Below are 15,090 nucleotides of genomic sequence, written 5' to 3' on the forward strand. Positions count from 1 at the left end.
TGATGGCGGGTCGTCCCCATCGAAGTGCCGGCCTCACGATGCCGACACAGTCCACGGGTCCGTGCGCAACGTCGACACTCGCGTCTCCAGGTCCGGAAGCTCTGCTCGCACAATAGATTCGGCCTGTGCGCACCAGGGGAACTCGGTGGCCCAGTGCGCGGCGTCGATCAACGCGGGACCGTGGCGGCGCAGGTGTTCGTCGGCGGGGTGGTGACGCAGGTCGGAGGTGAGATACGCATCGACCTTGCGGCGGGTGACGGTGTCCAGATACGAATCGCCCGCACCACCGCAGACCGCGACGGTCTGGATGAGTCGTTCCGGATCACCGGCTGCCCGCACTCCCCACGTGGTCTTCGGCAGCGCGGCGGCGGCACGAGCGGTGAAGGCGCGCAAGGTTTCCGGCTCGGGCAGGGTGCCGATGCGGCCGATGCCGAGACTGCCGGGCAACGGCGCACGTTCGGTGAGGTGGAAGGCCGGTTCCTCATAGGGGTGGGCGCTACGCAGCGCGGCAAGGACGGCGCCGCGGGCGGCGGGTGGGGCGACGAGTTCGATGCGGTCCTCGTCGACGTATGCGATCTCGCCGATGGCGCCGATGGCCGGATCGGCGCCCTCCATCGGCCGGAACTGGCCGATCCCCGCCACTTTCCAGGCCGCCTCCCGATACTTGCCGCTCGCACCGGCACCGGCCGCGAACAGCGCAGCGAGCACCCGCTCGGTATCGGTGCGCGGCACCTGCACCACCCACGTGTCCACGGCGGCAGCAGGTTTCGGATCGAGCGGCCCGGTGACGGTGAGTCCGAGCGTTGCGGCGAGCGCGTCGGAGACGCCAGGGTCGGCCGAATCGGCGTTGGTGTGCGCGCTGAACAACGCGCATCCCGAACGGATCAGCCGATGCAGCACTGCGCCTTTGGGCGTATCGGCGGCGACACTGTCCACCCCGCGCAGCAGCAGCGGATGATGCACCACCAGCGCCTGCGCACCCCACTCGATGGCCTCGTCGACGACGTCCGCGGTGGCGTCGACGGCGAAGACCACCCGCCGCACCGTCTCCGCCGGATCACCGCACACCAAACCCACCGAATCCCAGGATTCGGCCAGCTTCGGCGGGTAGGCCGCATCCAGCACCTCGATGAGTTCCGCCAGCGTCGTCACCGCTCCACCTCCATCGCCCGATTCGACCGGTGCCATCATCTCCTGTCGCCGCTACCCGCCCGCAGCGACGTCCCGCCGCGGAGAACAACCAGGCCGCCCGATATCACGTGTCGCCCGAACACCCTCCCTGCACCCGGCGACGGAAACGTCACCGTCCCTCCGCCACCAGGATCGCCTCGATCAATCGGTCCACCTCGGCAGCTCCGCGCACCGCTACCCGAAGATGATCGGCGTCAAGGCCGGGGAAGGTGTCGGCGCGGCGCACCGCTATCCCGTTGTCCGCGAGATGTTTACGCAGCAGCGCGCCGTCGCGGACCCGCAGCAGCAGAAACGGCCCGGTCGCGGGGGTGTGGACGGTGACCCCGATGGCTGTCAGTCGCTCGATCATCACGGCGCGGTCTCGCGCGATCCGCTCGGCCAGCGCTCGCGTCTGCGCCATCGCCTCGGGTTCGGCCGTCGCCGTGATCGCCTCCAGCTGCAAGGTCCCCAGCGGCCAGTGCGGACGTCCGCGGTCGAGCCGGGCGAGCAGGTCGGGTGCGCCGAGAACGTAGCCGCAACGCAAGCCCGCCAGGGCCCACGTCTTGGTGAGGCTGCGCAGGACGAGGACGTCGGGCATGGATTCGGCCGCCAGCGACTCGGGCTCACCGGGGACGACATCGGCGAAGGCCTCATCGACGACGATGACGCGCCCGGGCCGACGCAGGGCGCGGATGGTGTCGGCGGGGTGCAGGACGGAGGTGGGGTTGGTGGGGTTGCCGAGGACGACGAGGTCGGCGTCCTCGGGCACCTGCTCCGGATCCAGGGCGTAGGGCGGCGGCAGCACCACCCGAGTCACGGCCACACCGGCCTCACGCAACGCCAGTTCCGGTTCGGTGAACGATGGATGCACCACCGCCGCCAGCCGTGGCGCCAATCGGGGCAGCATCGCGAACCCCTCGGCGGCGCCGGCCAGCAGCAGCACTTCGTCGGGCGCGCGTCCGTGGCGGGCGGCGACGGCTTCCCGGGCCGCGAGCTCGTCGTCGGCGCTCGGATAGCGGCCGAGTTCGTCGAGGCGGGCGGCCAGACGGGCGCGCAACCAGTCCGGCGGGGCGCTGCCCTGCACGTTCACCGCGAAGTCGAGCAGCCCCGGGCGGGCCTCCACGTCGCCGTGGTGGCGCAGTGCGGCGAGGTCGATGCGGTCGGCGGACACGACATCACACCCTACGTGCCGGATCGGACGCCGCCCCGGCCGAGATTGCCCAGTCGGTCGCTTGACCGATCCAGCAGGTCGGTACCTTGGTTTGCGTGTTCTCCATGGTGTGCGCTCCCCACGGTGATCGATGATGTCGATGCCGCTCGAGCTCGTCTTCGTGTGTACGGGCAACATCTGCCGCTCCCCGATGGCGGAGAAGATCCTCGCTTCGCACCTGTACCGGGCGGGGCTGGCCAACCGCGTCCGGGTCAGCAGCGCGGGCACCACCGCCTGGCACGCCGGCGCCGACGCCGACCCGCGGACCAACGCGACCTTGCGCCGCCACGGCTACCCGACCGGCCACGTGGCCGCCGTCTTCGGTGACGGACACCGTGACGCCGATCTGGTCATCGCCATGGACTCCGGCCACGACCGCGAACTCGCCCAGCTCGGTATCCCGACCGAGCGGCGCAGGCTGCTGCGCAGTTTCGATCCCGACGCCGACGGCCTCGACGTACCCGACCCGTACTACGGCCCCGACTCCGGCTTCGAACTGGTCCGCGATCAGATCGAAGCCGCCATCCCCGGCCTGCTCGACTGGGTGCGCCTGGCCCTCGCCGCCGCACCGGAACCGATTGCCGACGGAGGACGCTGATGCGCCGGTTGGCGTTTCTGCTGCGACCCAGCTGGCTGATCCTGGCCGTGCTGGTCGCCGCGTTCGCCTACCTGTGTTTCACCGTGCTCGCGCCGTGGCAGCTCGGGAAGAACACCGACACCTCCGAGCGCAACCAGCTCATCGCCGAATCGGTGGACGCCGAGGCGGTCGATGTGACGACGGTGTTCGACGGTGACGCGACCGAATGGCGTCGGGTCATCGCCGAGGGCACCTACCTCCCGGATTCGACGGCACTGGTGCGGTTGCGCCACCTCGACGGCGCGCCCGGTTACTCCGTGCTCGCCGCGTTCCGGCTGACCGACGGCCGCATCCTGCTGGTCGACCGCGGCCTCGTGGGCGCGATCGAGGGCTCGCGGCCGCCGCGGGTCGAGCAGCCGCCGACCGGCACCCAGCGCATCGAGGCCCGGATCCGGCATTCGGAAGGCGTGAGCGCGGACAAGCTGCCGACCGTGCAGGACGGTTACCGTCAGGTCTATTCGATCGACACCGGCCAGGCCGCCGAGGTCCTCGAATTGCCGATCACCGCGCTGCCCACCGGCGACCGCGGCGGCTACCTGCAACTCACCGAGAACCAGCCCGGCGCCTTCACGCCAACCCCGCTCCCCCAGCTCGACGCGGGCCCCTACCTGTCCTACGGGCTGCAGTGGCTGGCCTTCGGCATCATGGCCCCGCTGGGCCTCGGGTATTTCGTGTATGCCGAGATCCGGGAACGTCGTAAGGAGCGCGCGGCGAACGCGCCTGCGGAAATCGTCGCGGCGGAGCCACCGGTCGGCGAATCCGGCGATACGCCGCGCAAAGGCACCACCACGGCGAGCGAGACGTCAACCCGGGACGCGGCCGCCACTTCCGCGTCCGCGCCGGACCGGATGTCCAACGAGGCGCGGCTCGCCGACCGGTACGGGCGCACCCGCAAGTAGCTCGCGCCCGCAAGCAGCTCGCGGCCGCACGCTCAGCCGGGCGCCATCCGGCTGAGCTGCTCCCACTCCCGATAGCCCTGCATCCTGGCCGATTCCAACTCCAGAACCTGGTCGAAGGATTTTCCGCCCACGATGATCCGCCGCGGCGGGTCGGCCATATACGCCAGTTCCAGGATCACCGGTGCCGCCGTGCTCGGCTCCGGTCCCGCATCCTCGCCCCACATCTCGGCCAGTTCGGCGCGCAGGGTTTCGTACTGCGGCGCCGGCTCGGTGGCGGTGGTGCCCGCGGTGAACAGGCCGGTGGAGTAGCCGCCCATCTCGACGATGGTGACCTCGATACCGAATTGCTCGACCTCCATCGCCAGCGCGGCGCTGACCGCATCCACTGCGACCTTGCCCGCACCATAGAAGCCGACGGAGGCGAAGCCGCCCACACTGCCCATGGAGGTGATCTGCAGGATCCGGCCGCCGCCCTGCGCGCGCAGATGCGGAACCACCGCCTGCGATACCCAGACGGCGCCGAAGAAGTTCACGTCCAGGTGGTCCCGGATCTGCTCCTCAGTGGCCTCCTCCACCATCCCGTACAGCATTCCGCCCGCATTGTTGACCACGACGTCGAGCCGGCCGAATGCCGCCACGGCGCGCTCGACCCCGTCGAAGACCGCGGCGCGATCGGAGACATCGAGCGAGATCGGCACCAGATCGCCCGGGTACTTCTCGACCAGATCGTCGAGTGGCCCGATCGTGCGGGCCGCGGCGACCACCCGGTCTCCCGCGGCCAGGGCCGCCTCGGCGAACGCCCTGCCGAGGCCTCGTGAAGCACCGGTGATGAACCACACTGTGGCGGTCGTCATATCGCCCTCCTTCCGTTCGAGACGGTCCGTCTCGTCTCGATAAGAGTGGAGGACGGTCAGAGTTTTGTCAAGACGGACCGTTCCGTCTCGGTGCTAATCTGTGCGCATGCCCGAGTCCGAGAAGAATTCCCGGCGTAGCGAACGCTCCCGGCAGGCGATCCTGGCCGCCACCCGCGAGCTCATCGACGAGGTCGGCTACGCGAAGACGTCCATCGAGGCCATCGCGGCGCGCGCGGGCGTCGGCAAACAGACGATCTACCGGTGGTGGCCGTCCAAGGGCGCGGTGATCTTCGATTCCTTCCTCGCGCTCAGCGAAGGAACCGATAACGACATGACCCTTCCCGACACCGGCGACCTCCGCGCCGACCTACGCCAGGTGATGCGCGCGACCGTCGCCGAATTCGCCGACCCGGCCTTCGAGAAACCGATCCGGGCGCTCAATTCCGAGATCATCAACGACCCGAGCCTGGCCGAGCTGTACCGCGACAAGCTGGCCCGCCCCGTCGACGAAGCGAAGAAGGCGCGCTTACGCAGCGCTCAGGATGCCGGGCAGCTCGCCGCCGACGCCGACCTCGACCTGGTGCTGGAGGTGCTCTATGCCCCGCTGTTCCAGCGCTGGCTGCTCCGCACCGGGCCACTGACCCGCGAATACGCCGACTCCCTCGTCGACCTCACCCTGCGCGCCTTCGCACCCTGAACTCGCCACGTCCGGTCGCATTCCATCTGGCAGGCCCCGCGGCGACGGTCCAGGGCGCCGGCCCGATTCGCGACCAGGGGCACGCATTCAGCGCCGCAAGCGGATCACCGATACACCAGCGAGTACGGCGACCGCGGCGAGCTGCACCGCCTCGGACATCCGCACCGCCCGACGCAGATCGGGCACAGTGGGCGGCGCACCGTCGCCGAGGACGGGTCGCTGCTCGATGCCGTGCCGGTACTGCGTGATCCCGCCGAGGCGGATGCCGAGCGCGCCCGCCATGGACGCTTCGACCACGCCCGCGTTCGGGCTGGGGTGACCAGCCGCATCCCGGCGCCACGCCCGCCAGGCCTGCGCGGGCCGCCCGCCGGCCAGCGGCGCGAGCACCACGGTGAGCAGGCCGGTGAGCCGGGCGGGGGCGAGATTCGCGATGTCGTCGGTGCGGGCAGCGGCCCAACCGAAGCGCTGGTAGCGATCGTTGCGGTAGCCGATCATCGCATCGAGAGTGTTGACAGCCCGGTAACCGAGAAGTCCGGGCACTCCGGCCACCGCACCCCAGAACAACGGCGCGACAGTCGCGTCGGAGGTGTTCTCCGCGATCGATTCCAGGGCCGCGCGGGCAAGCCCATCGGCGTCAAGCGCTTCGGGATCGCGCCCGCACAGCGACGGCAGCAGCGCCCGCGCGCCCTCGATATCACCGGACTCGAGCCGTTCGGCCATCTGCCGCCCGGCGCGCGCCAGGCTGTGCCCGCCGAGCACCGTCCACGTCGCCAGCGCCGTCGCGACGGCTCCCCCGCGCGCCACCGCCACCCCGGCCCCGGTCACCGCGCCGACGAGCACGGCCTCGTGCATCACCCCGGCCGTCCGCCGATCCGCGTAGGTCACCGATTCCAACGCCAGCGCCGCCGAACCGAACCCGGCCACCGGATGCCCGCGCCGCGGATCACCGAACACCCGGTCCAACGCGAATCCGAGCAGCAGCCCCGCCGCCCTCGATGTTGCCCTACCCACCCCGCGACACTATCCAGCGCGAACGCCGCCGACGCGCCGAGGTCACGTCGGACGCGGCTGCGTCGCCGGGGTCGAGCGCCGTAACCCGTCGCTTCCCGCTCCGGGGCGGTGACGCGTAGATCGGCATCGCGTCCGGGAAGAATCGACGCTCGCCGAACGCTGTTGGTCGATGGGGCGGCTGGAATGTCACACTCGACCGCCCCGCGTCGTCATCTCGGCGACACGATCCGATACCGCCCGGTCCCGGGCCGCACGACGAGGATGGCGAAGCGCAGTGCATACCGACGACCGTGGCGAACGCATCGATCAGGCCGAGCTGGCCCGGCGTTTCGAGGAACATCGCCCCTATCTGCGCAGACTCGCCTACAGCACGCTCGGCAGCCTCACCGACGCCGAGGACGTGGTGCAGGAGGCGTGGCTGCGGTTGCAGCGTCAGCACGAAGCGGGTGACGTCGGCGAGATCGAGAATCTGCGGGCCTGGTTGAGCACCGTGACCGGCCGCCTGGCACTCGACTACCTGGGGTCGGCACGGGTGCGTCGGGAGCAGTACGTCGGCGAATGGCTGCCGGAGCCGACGGTGGTGGACTGGGACGACCCGGCGGACAAGATCAGCCAGGACGAGCGCGTCACGATGGCTTTGCTGGTGGTGCTCGAATCGCTGTCCCCGGCCGAACGCACCGCGTTCGTCCTCCAGGATGTGTTCGGCATGTCCGGACCCGAGGTCGCCGAGGTGGTCGGCCGCACCCCCGCGGCGGTGCGTCAGCTCGCCTCCCGCGCCCGCAAACGCGTCGAAGACGGCACCCCGCGATTCCCGGCCTCACCGGACGAACACGAAAAAGTGGTGTCCGCGTTCGCCCTCGCCTGGCGGTCCGGCGATATGAGTGCCCTGCTCGGGGTGCTGGACACCGGTGTCACCCTGACCGCCGACGGCGGCGGCAAGGTTCCCGCCGTGCGCAAGCCCGTCACCGGCGCCGAACTCATCGCCAAATTGCTGCTCGGCTGGTACAGCTCGCCGTCGGCGCGCTCGTGGGGGCGCAAGGTGCTGGTCAACGGCCGTCCCGGGCTGGTGGTGTTCGACGGAACGCACACCGGCGTCTTCTCCTTCACCGTCGACGCCGGCCGCATCACCGCGATCGACGTCGTCCGCAACCCGGACAAGCTGCACGACATCCCGGACTCCGGCGAGCCGTGGTTCCTCAACGAATCGGACAGTGATCGGTCGGCCACGGACTGACGGGCCGATCTGCCTCCGTTACTCAACCCGCGAGCCCGACCCGCCGGACCGTCGAATACCCGTGCGCCGCCGCCACTTCCGGCGACAGCAGGCGCCCGGCGTCCGCGGTGAGCCCGTGGGCCAGCCCCGGGTCGGCAGCGCAGGCGGCCTGCCAGCCGTCGGCGGCGATGGCCCGGATATAGGGCAGTGTGGCGTTGGTGAGGGCGACGGTCGCGGTGTGCGGAACCGCGCCCGGCATATTCGCCACGCAGTAGTAGAGCGAGTTCGCCACGCGGAAGGTGGGATTCGCGTGCGTGGTCGGATGTGAACCGGCAAAGCAGCCGCCCTGGTCGATGGCGACGTCGACCAGGACCGAGCCCGGCCGCAGGCCCGCGACCAGCTCGCGCGAGACCAGTTTCGGCGCTCGCGCCCCCGGCACCAGCACCGAACCGATCACCAGATCGGCGGCGAGCACGGCCCGTTCGACTTCGGCGGCATTGGAGGCGATGGTCGTCAGCCGTCCACCGAACCGGTCGTCCAGTGCCCGCAGCCGGTTCAGGTTGGTGTCGAGAACGCTCACCCGCGCACCCATCCCGGCCGCGACGGTGGCCGCGTTGGTGCCGGCGACCCCGCCGCCGAGCACCACCACATCGGCCGGACGGACCCCCGGCACACCACCCAGCAACACGCCCGCACCGCCCAGCGGGGCCATCAGGTGGTAGGCGCCGACCTGGGTGGCCAGCTTGCCCGCGACCTCACTCATCGGCGCAAGCAGCGGCAGGGTGCCGTCGGGTGCGCGCACGGTCTCGTAGGCGATCGCGGTGGTCCCCGAGCGCAAGATCGCGTCGGTACACTCGCGCGACGCCGCCAGATGCAGATAGGTGAACAGCACCTGCCCGTCACGCAGCCGGTGATATTCCTGCGCGATCGGCTCCTTCACCTTCAGCACCAGCTCCGCCGACGCCCACACCGCATCCGCGTCGGGCACCATGCGCGCCCCGGCCGCGACGTAATCGGCATCGGGAAATCCCGAGCCCGCGCCCGCCCCGGCCTGCACCGCTACCTCATGCCCACGCCCGACGAGGTCCGCGGCGCCCGCAGGCGTGAGGGCCACCCGGAACTCCTGCTCCTTGACCTCCCCCGGCACACCGATCCTCATACCGCCATCGTGGCCCAGATGGACCCGGCGTGCCATGAACCCGGGCCTGATGTCGCAACCTGCCCGCAACCATGCCCCGCTCGGCCCCGATTCTGATCATGGCGCCCAGATGATGAGCCCGGAGCACCGCCGCGCCTACACCCGGAACCGTTCACCCGGGCATGGACTCCCCGCTGCGATCGCCTCATGACCCCGGGGTTCCCGCCGCGCCCTGTTCCGGGCACCGGCCTCCGCGGGCGACCCGATAAGTTGCTCGGCATGAGGATTGAAATCGACGGGATCGCCCCTGAGGTCGACGCGACCGCCTTCATCGCGGTGAACGCCACGCTGATCGGCCGCGTGCACATCGCCGCCGAAGCGAGCATCTGGTACAACGCCGTGCTGCGCGGTGACGGCGAGCAGATCACCATCGGCGCGCGCAGCAATATCCAGGACGGCTGCGCCGTGCACACCGACCCCGGTTTCCCGGTGGTGGTGGGCACCGGAGTCTCGGTGGGGCACAACGCGATCCTGCACGGGTGCACGGTCGAAGACGATGTGCTGATCGGCATGGGCGCCACCGTGCTCAACGGCGCGGTCATCGGGGCGGGCAGCCTGATCGCGGCCAACGCGCTGATCCCCGAGGGCGCGCAGATTCCGCCGGGTTCCCTGGTCGCCGGCGTACCCGGCAAAGTGCGCCGTGAGCTCACCGAAGATCAGCAGAATGGCATTCGCCTGAATGCGCTCGCCTACTTGCATCACAGCGGCACACATCGCAACGCAAAAGTGCTGTGATACCCGCCACACTGATCAAGCGTCCAGTAGGATCCGCTGCTAGCATTTTCGGCAGTGCGCCCACTCTATCGGGCTACTCCACCCGCCCCGGCCGATCATCGGTTCGGTCCACGGTGTTCCGGTAAGCCCCATGGCGCGGCGCGCTGTCGAGCAGGAGGTAAGTCCGTGGCGTACAAGCAGTCCAGTATGCACCGGCCTAAGGGGCGGATCAGTGTGGCCGATATCGCGGCCCAACCCGGCGGTATCGAGGCGCTCCAGCGCCGCGTGCACGAATTACGTTCCAGTGGGGTGGATTTCGCGGCCAACGCGATCGAAAAGGAAATGGCCGAATTCGATCTGCCGCGGCACTGAACTACGCGGCGCCGAGCTCGGCGCATAATTGCGGGCAACGAACGCACCGCCGCGACGGCCGTGATGCCGTGCGCCGTCCCCGTGGAGACTCGATGCCGACCGTCCCGCCCATCCTGCAGCGCATCCTCGACAAGCCGGCTGCCGACAGCGAAGCGCTGCTGGAAAGCGCGCTGTCGGCGTTCCTGGATTTCGGGATCAAGCGCACCAGCATGGGCGAGATCGCCCGCCGCGCCGGGATCAGTCCCGCCACCCTCTATCGCCGTTTCGAATCGAAGAACGATCTGGTCGAGGCGGTGAGTGTGCGTGAGGCACAACGATTCGTCGCCGATATCGATGCCAGGGTGCGCACCGTGGCGGGCACCGAGAACCAGCTGGTGGAGATCTTCGTCGCGTTCATCGCCGCCATCGCGGGCAATGAACTGCTGCGCAGGCTTCTGCGCACGGAACCGGAGTTGATCCTGCCCCGGCTCACCACCGACGCGGGTCCGGTGCTCGCGGTCGGCCGCACCTATCTGGCCGCGAAGCTGCGCGAACTGCGCGATGCCGAGGCAGCCGCCGATTTCGACGCCGACCTGGTCGCCGAGATCATGGCCCGGCTGGCCCAGTCGCTGGCGCTGACCCCGGACGGGCTCATCCCCCTCGACGACGAGGACGCCGCCCGCGAATTCTCCCGCCGCACCCTGCTGCCGATGGTCGGCGTCCGCCCGAGCCGCTAGCGCGCCGGCCGGGATCGAACAGACACCGGCAACGTGCACCGGCAACGGCAGCATCGAATACTTTGCCCGCACAACGCGAACAGGCCCCGGGATGCCCGAGGCCTGTTCGTCGCCTACCGAATCGATCTCAGCCGATCACAGTGGAATGTTCTTGTGGTGGCTCTTGCGCGCGGGCGCCGACGCCAGCGCCGCCGCGATGACGCTGCGGGTCTTGGCCGGGTCGATCACCTCATCCACCACGCCGATGGCGATGGCGCGCTCCACGCCGCCCGCGATGGCCTCGTGTTCGGCGGTGAGACGTTCGTGCAGCGCCTCCCGCTCTTCCTCGGGCGCGGCAGCCAGCGCTTTCTTGTGCAGGATGCCGACCGCGGCCTTGGCGCCCATCACGGCCACCTCGGACCCGGGCCAGGCGTACACCGCGGTAGCGCCGAGCGAGCGGGCATTCATCGCGATGTAGGCGCCGCCGTAGATCTTGCGGGTGACCAGCGTGACGCGCGGGACCCGAGCCTCGGCGAACGCGTGCAGCAGCTTCGCACCACGCCGCACCACGCCTTCCCATTCCTGGCTCACGCCGGGCAGGTAACCGGGCACGTCGGTGATGACGACCAGCGGGATACCGAACGCATCGCACAGCCGCACGAACCGCGCGGCCTTCTCGGCGCTCTCGGAGTTCAGGCATCCGCCCAGCCGCAACGGGTTGTTGGCCAGCACACCGACCGTGCGCCCGCCCAGCCGACCGAGACCGGTCACCATCGAGCGCGCGTAGCCGCCCTGCAATTCCTCGAAGCTGGACTCGCCGTCGACATTGTCGAGCAGCTCGTGCACCAGCGGCTTGACGTCGTAGGCGCGCTTGGCCGACTCCGGCAGCATCGCCTTGAGATCCACATTGCCGTGCTCGGCGGCGACCAGATCGAATTCGCCCTGCTCGGCGAACATCGACACCAGCCGGCGGGCGCGGTGCATGGCATCGGCCTCGTCATCGGCGACGATATGGGTGACGCCGGATTTCTTGCCGTGGGTCTCCGGGCCACCGAGGGTGGCCATGTCGACCTGCTCGCCGGTGACGCTGCGCACCACGTCCGGGCCGGTTACGAAGACGCGGCCCTCCGGCGCCATGATCACGATGTCGGTCAGCGCCGGACCGTAGGCGGCGCCGCCCGCGGCGAAACCGAGCACCACCGAGATCTGCGGCACCAGACCGGAGGCGCGGACCATGGCCTCGAACACCAGGCCGACCGCGTGCAGGGCCTCGACACCCTCGGCCAGCCGGGCGCCACCGGAATGCCACAGACCGACCACCGGAATACCGGAGTCGATGGCGGTGTCGATCGCGTCGACGATGTGCTTGCAGCCCTCGACACCCATCGCGCCACCCATGACGGTGGCATCCGAGCAGTAGGCGACGGTGCGCACACCGTCGACCTCACCGATCGCCGCCAGCACGCCGGACTTGTCGCGCGGATGGAGGGGAAGAATGGTTCCTGGATCGAAGAAACGCTGGAGCCTGCCCAGCGGATCACGCGGATCTGTGGCGGTGTCCTGCTGATACGCGGGTGCCAAGATTGTCATCGCGTCTCTCCTCAATGATGGTGGCCGCGCTAGCAGCTGCGAAGGTCGAGGGCCCGGCGGGGGTCGAGCCATTCAGTTGGCCAACCCCCACCGGGTTCGTCGATCAGTCGGACGGGTCTCGGATCAGGCCCGGCCGAAGGCGAGCGCGACATTGTGCCCACCGAATCCGAAGGAGTTGTTGATCGCGTACTCGATCTCCTGGCGGCGGGCTTCGCCCTTCACCACATCGAGGTCGATCTCGGGATCCTGGTTCTCCAGGTTCAGCGTCGGCGGAACGATGCCGTCCCGGATGCTGAGCACGGTGAGCACCGACTCGAGGGCGCCGACGGCGCCGATCGAGTGACCGAGTGCTGATTTGGGCGCGTACACCGAGGCGTGGTTGCCCACGGCCTTGTTGATCGCCTTCGCCTCCGCGGTGTCACCGATCGGGGTGGCAGTCGCGTGGGCGTTGATGTGGGTGATGTCCTTGGCGGACAGACCCGCGGTCTGCATCGCCCTGGTCATGGCGCGCGCGGCGCCGGTGCCCTCGGGATCGGGCGCGACCAGGTGGAAGCCGTCGGAGGTGATGCCTGCGCCGAGCAGGCGGGCGTGGATGGTGGCCCCACGTGCCTTGGCGTGCTCCTCGGTCTCGATGACCATCAGCGCACCGGCCTCACCGAAGACGAACCCGTCGCGATCCTTGTCGAACGGACGCGAGGCGCCCTTCGGATCGTCGTTGCGGGTGCTCATCGCACGCATCATGGAGAACGCGGCGATCGGCACCGAGTCGATGTAGCCCTCGACACCACCGGTGACGACGATGTCGGCATCGCCCATGGCGATCATCCGCCACGCGTTGGCGATGGCTTCCGAACCCGACGAGCACGCCGAGACCGGAGTGACCACTCCCGCCCTGGCCTTCAGCTCGAGACCGACAACGGCCGACGGGCCATTCGGCATGACCATCTGAACAGCCAGCGGCGAGATCTTGCGATAGCCGCCGTTCTTCAGCTTGTCCACCGAATCGATGAGTGCGTCACCGCCACCGAGCCCGGTGCCGATGGCCACACCCAGCCGGTCGGGATCGACCTCGGGGCTGCCCGCGTTGCGCCATACCTCGCGACCGAGCACGGTCGCGAGCCGCTCGACGTAGGCCATCCGCCGGATCTCGACCCGGCTGAGCAGGGTGTCCGGCGAAACCTTCAGGTGACCGCCGATGCGGACCGGAAGGTCGTATTCCTCGACGAAGGAATCCTCGAGAACGTCGATGCCGCTCTCGCCGTTGAGGAGTCCCTTCCACGTCGCATCGACGTCGCCCGCGATCGACGTGGTCGCCGCCAGGCTCGTTACGACGACGTTGGGGAAGTTCCCGTTCAAGGTGGAAGGAGTGGTCACGGTGTCGGCCCTACTCGGCGTTGTCGAACTTGGCCTTGAGCTCCGCGGCGGCGTCAGCGTTCTCCGCCTCGAGCTTCTGGATGTAGGAGACGGCGTCGCCGACCGTCTTCAGGCTGGCCAGATCCTCGTCCGGGATCTTCACGCCGTACTTGTCCTCGGTCTGCACCGCGATCTCGACCATGGACAGCGAGTCGATGTCCAGGTCATCGACGAAGGACTTCTCGATCGTCACCTCGGAGGGCTCGATACCGGTCACCTCTTCGATGATCTTGCCGAGTTCCTCGACGATTTGTTCCTGGGTCAGAGCGGCCACTTTGGTGGCTCCCTTCTTGTTACTGTGTAGGGCTTCACTGTTTTTCTTCGGATCGAGCGGGCGGAAAGTTACGCCAACTCGGTCACGACCGGGCCTCATCTTCGAAGCACGATCGCGGGTGGAAAGCTAGCCGGAGCCGGTGAGCTCGGCCAAGGTGGGGAGGTCAGCGGGGGTCTTCAGCGCAAGCGTCGGCGTGCCCTTCAGTTCCCGTTTGGCAATTCCGACGAGGGTGCCCGCCGGCGGCAGTTCCACCACCGCCGAAACGCCGGCCTGCCGGACCGTTTCGGTGCACAGGTCCCACCGGACGGGCCGGGTGACCTGCGCGGCGAGCTTATCGACCGCGTCCTGACCCGAGGCGACCGGCTTACCGTCGAAGTTCGACAGCAAGGTCCGGGTCGGCTCGTTGGGCGCGATCTTTGCCACAGCTGCGGTGACCGCGTCCTGGGCCGGAGCCATGTACGCGGTGTGGAACGCGCCCGCGACGGGCAGCGCGCGAACCCGGGCCTTTTCCGGTGGGTTCGCGGCGAGCTCGGCGAGAGCGTCCAGGGCGCCCGCGGCCACGATCTGGCCGACCGCGTTGCGGTTGGCCGGGACGAGGTCGAGTTCCGCGAGCCGTTCGAGCACGGCGGCTTCGTCGCCACCGAGCACGGCGGACATTCCGGTCGGTTCGAGCGCGCACGCCTTGGCCATTTCCGCACCGCGGATGGCGGCCAGGGTGACCGCGTCGTCGGCGGAGATGACTCCGGCGACGGCGGCGGCGGCGAGTTCGCCGACCGAGTGTCCGGCGACGATGGTATCGGCCGGAAGCGTTTCGGTGTCGATTTCGGCGAAAGCGAGCAGCGCGGCAGCGACGACCAGCGGCTGGGTGACCGCGGTGTCGGTGATCTCTTCGGCCGTCGCGGTGGTGCCGAGACGAACCAGGTCCAGACCGGAGGCCTTCGACCACAGCGCGAGACGGTCATGCGCGCCGGGGAGGTCGAGCCAAGGCGCGAGCATGCCGGGTGTCTGGGAGCCCTGTCCAGGGGCGAACAACGCGATCACATCTCTAAGAGAACACTGTGAGGCGGCTCTCGGGAGATGTCGACGCGAATGAAGCTTGCGGACCCGTTTTGTGTGAACTCCACAAAACGCCACGTGGCTCGC

The 15,090-nt window shown here is 69.3% G+C and carries 16 protein-coding genes; 7 read left to right on the forward strand and 9 right to left on the reverse strand.

Features of this window, described 5'->3' with window-relative positions; all coding sequences use genetic code 11:
• Nucleotides 1–33: 33 nt before the first annotated feature.
• Both AC5W7N_RS24110 and cobC read right to left on the reverse strand, forming a co-directional pair.
• Nucleotides 34–1,188: a Nif3-like dinuclear metal center hexameric protein gene (locus AC5W7N_RS24110; RefSeq protein WP_495922234.1), complete on the reverse strand. Its 1,155-nt coding sequence runs from the start codon at nucleotides 1,186–1,188 to the stop codon at nucleotides 34–36.
• Nucleotides 1,189–1,300: 112 nt separating this feature from the next.
• Nucleotides 1,301–2,341 carry an Rv2231c family histidinol phosphate aminotransferase CobC gene (gene cobC / locus AC5W7N_RS24115; RefSeq protein WP_195021149.1) on the reverse strand — a complete coding sequence of 347 codons (1,041 nt, stop codon included), beginning with the start codon at nucleotides 2,339–2,341 and terminating at the stop codon, nucleotides 1,301–1,303.
• A 133-nt stretch (nucleotides 2,342–2,474) separates the two neighbouring features.
• Between cobC and AC5W7N_RS24120 the strand changes: the two genes are divergently transcribed.
• Complete coding sequence (locus AC5W7N_RS24120; protein WP_195007362.1) at nucleotides 2,475–2,978, forward strand: low molecular weight protein-tyrosine-phosphatase; 504 nt, start codon at nucleotides 2,475–2,477, stop codon at nucleotides 2,976–2,978.
• Nucleotides 2,978–3,916, forward strand: coding sequence for an SURF1 family cytochrome oxidase biogenesis protein (locus AC5W7N_RS24125; protein WP_194990560.1), 939 nt, complete (start codon nucleotides 2,978–2,980; stop codon nucleotides 3,914–3,916). The genes AC5W7N_RS24120 and AC5W7N_RS24125 overlap by 1 nt, the downstream gene beginning before the upstream one ends.
• A 32-nt stretch (nucleotides 3,917–3,948) precedes the next feature.
• Here the strand turns inward: AC5W7N_RS24125 and AC5W7N_RS24130 are convergent, their stop codons facing one another.
• A complete protein-coding gene (locus AC5W7N_RS24130; protein WP_195021150.1) occupies nucleotides 3,949–4,770 on the reverse strand; it encodes an SDR family NAD(P)-dependent oxidoreductase in 822 nt (273 codons plus the stop codon).
• A gap of 106 nt (nucleotides 4,771–4,876) precedes the next feature.
• Between AC5W7N_RS24130 and AC5W7N_RS24135 the strand changes: the two genes are divergently transcribed.
• Nucleotides 4,877–5,467 (forward strand): TetR/AcrR family transcriptional regulator, encoded by a 591-nt coding sequence (locus AC5W7N_RS24135; RefSeq protein ID WP_163814159.1) that lies wholly within the window; start codon nucleotides 4,877–4,879, stop codon nucleotides 5,465–5,467.
• 87 nt (nucleotides 5,468–5,554) lie between these two features.
• Here AC5W7N_RS24135 and AC5W7N_RS24140 read toward each other — a convergent pair whose 3' ends face one another.
• Entirely contained in the window at nucleotides 5,555–6,478 is a 924-nt protein-coding gene (locus AC5W7N_RS24140) for a cobalamin biosynthesis protein (RefSeq protein WP_194990562.1), read from the reverse strand.
• A gap of 274 nt (nucleotides 6,479–6,752) precedes the next feature.
• On the opposite strand from AC5W7N_RS24140, the gene sigJ reads away from it, so the two are divergent.
• Complete coding sequence (gene sigJ, locus AC5W7N_RS24145; RefSeq protein WP_194990563.1) at nucleotides 6,753–7,712, forward strand: RNA polymerase sigma factor SigJ; 960 nt, start codon at nucleotides 6,753–6,755, stop codon at nucleotides 7,710–7,712.
• 22 nt (nucleotides 7,713–7,734) lie between these two features.
• Here sigJ and ald read toward each other — a convergent pair whose 3' ends face one another.
• Nucleotides 7,735–8,850 carry an alanine dehydrogenase gene (gene ald, locus AC5W7N_RS24150; RefSeq protein ID WP_194990564.1) on the reverse strand — a complete coding sequence of 372 codons (1,116 nt, stop codon included), beginning with the start codon at nucleotides 8,848–8,850 and terminating at the stop codon, nucleotides 7,735–7,737.
• A 258-nt stretch (nucleotides 8,851–9,108) separates the two neighbouring features.
• Here ald and AC5W7N_RS24155 point away from each other — a divergent pair, with 258 nt between their 5' ends.
• From AC5W7N_RS24155 to AC5W7N_RS24165, 3 genes are all read left to right on the forward strand, one after another.
• A complete protein-coding gene (locus tag AC5W7N_RS24155) occupies nucleotides 9,109–9,624 on the forward strand; it encodes a gamma carbonic anhydrase family protein (RefSeq protein WP_195007254.1) in 516 nt (171 codons plus the stop codon).
• Between the two features lie 186 nt (nucleotides 9,625–9,810).
• Nucleotides 9,811–9,975, forward strand: a complete 165-nt coding sequence (locus tag AC5W7N_RS24160; RefSeq protein WP_218586424.1) for a hypothetical protein — start codon at nucleotides 9,811–9,813, stop codon at nucleotides 9,973–9,975.
• Between the two features lie 92 nt (nucleotides 9,976–10,067).
• The gene (locus tag AC5W7N_RS24165; protein WP_163814154.1) at nucleotides 10,068–10,691 is read left to right on the forward strand and encodes a TetR/AcrR family transcriptional regulator; all 624 of its coding nucleotides are present in this window, start codon (nucleotides 10,068–10,070) and stop codon (nucleotides 10,689–10,691) included.
• Between the two features lie 135 nt (nucleotides 10,692–10,826).
• On the opposite strand, the gene AC5W7N_RS24170 is transcribed toward AC5W7N_RS24165, so the two are convergent.
• The 4 genes from AC5W7N_RS24170 to AC5W7N_RS24185 all read right to left on the reverse strand — a co-directional run bounded on the left by AC5W7N_RS24170 (nucleotide 10,827) and on the right by AC5W7N_RS24185 (nucleotide 14,988).
• Nucleotides 10,827–12,260 (reverse strand): acyl-CoA carboxylase subunit beta, encoded by a 1,434-nt coding sequence (locus AC5W7N_RS24170; RefSeq protein ID WP_163814153.1) that lies wholly within the window; start codon nucleotides 12,258–12,260, stop codon nucleotides 10,827–10,829.
• A gap of 123 nt (nucleotides 12,261–12,383) precedes the next feature.
• Entirely contained in the window at nucleotides 12,384–13,634 is a 1,251-nt protein-coding gene (locus AC5W7N_RS24175; protein ID WP_163814152.1) for a KasA/KasB family beta-ketoacyl-ACP synthase, read from the reverse strand.
• 10 nt (nucleotides 13,635–13,644) lie between these two features.
• Nucleotides 13,645–13,947, reverse strand: a complete 303-nt coding sequence (gene acpM / locus AC5W7N_RS24180) for a meromycolate extension acyl carrier protein AcpM (RefSeq protein WP_014349925.1) — start codon at nucleotides 13,945–13,947, stop codon at nucleotides 13,645–13,647.
• Between the two features lie 126 nt (nucleotides 13,948–14,073).
• Nucleotides 14,074–14,988: an ACP S-malonyltransferase gene (locus AC5W7N_RS24185; RefSeq protein WP_163814151.1), complete on the reverse strand. Its 915-nt coding sequence runs from the start codon at nucleotides 14,986–14,988 to the stop codon at nucleotides 14,074–14,076.
• Nucleotides 14,989–15,090 lie beyond the last annotated feature (102 nt).

The sequence above is a fragment of the Nocardia sp. CDC519 genome (genome assembly GCF_059509835.1).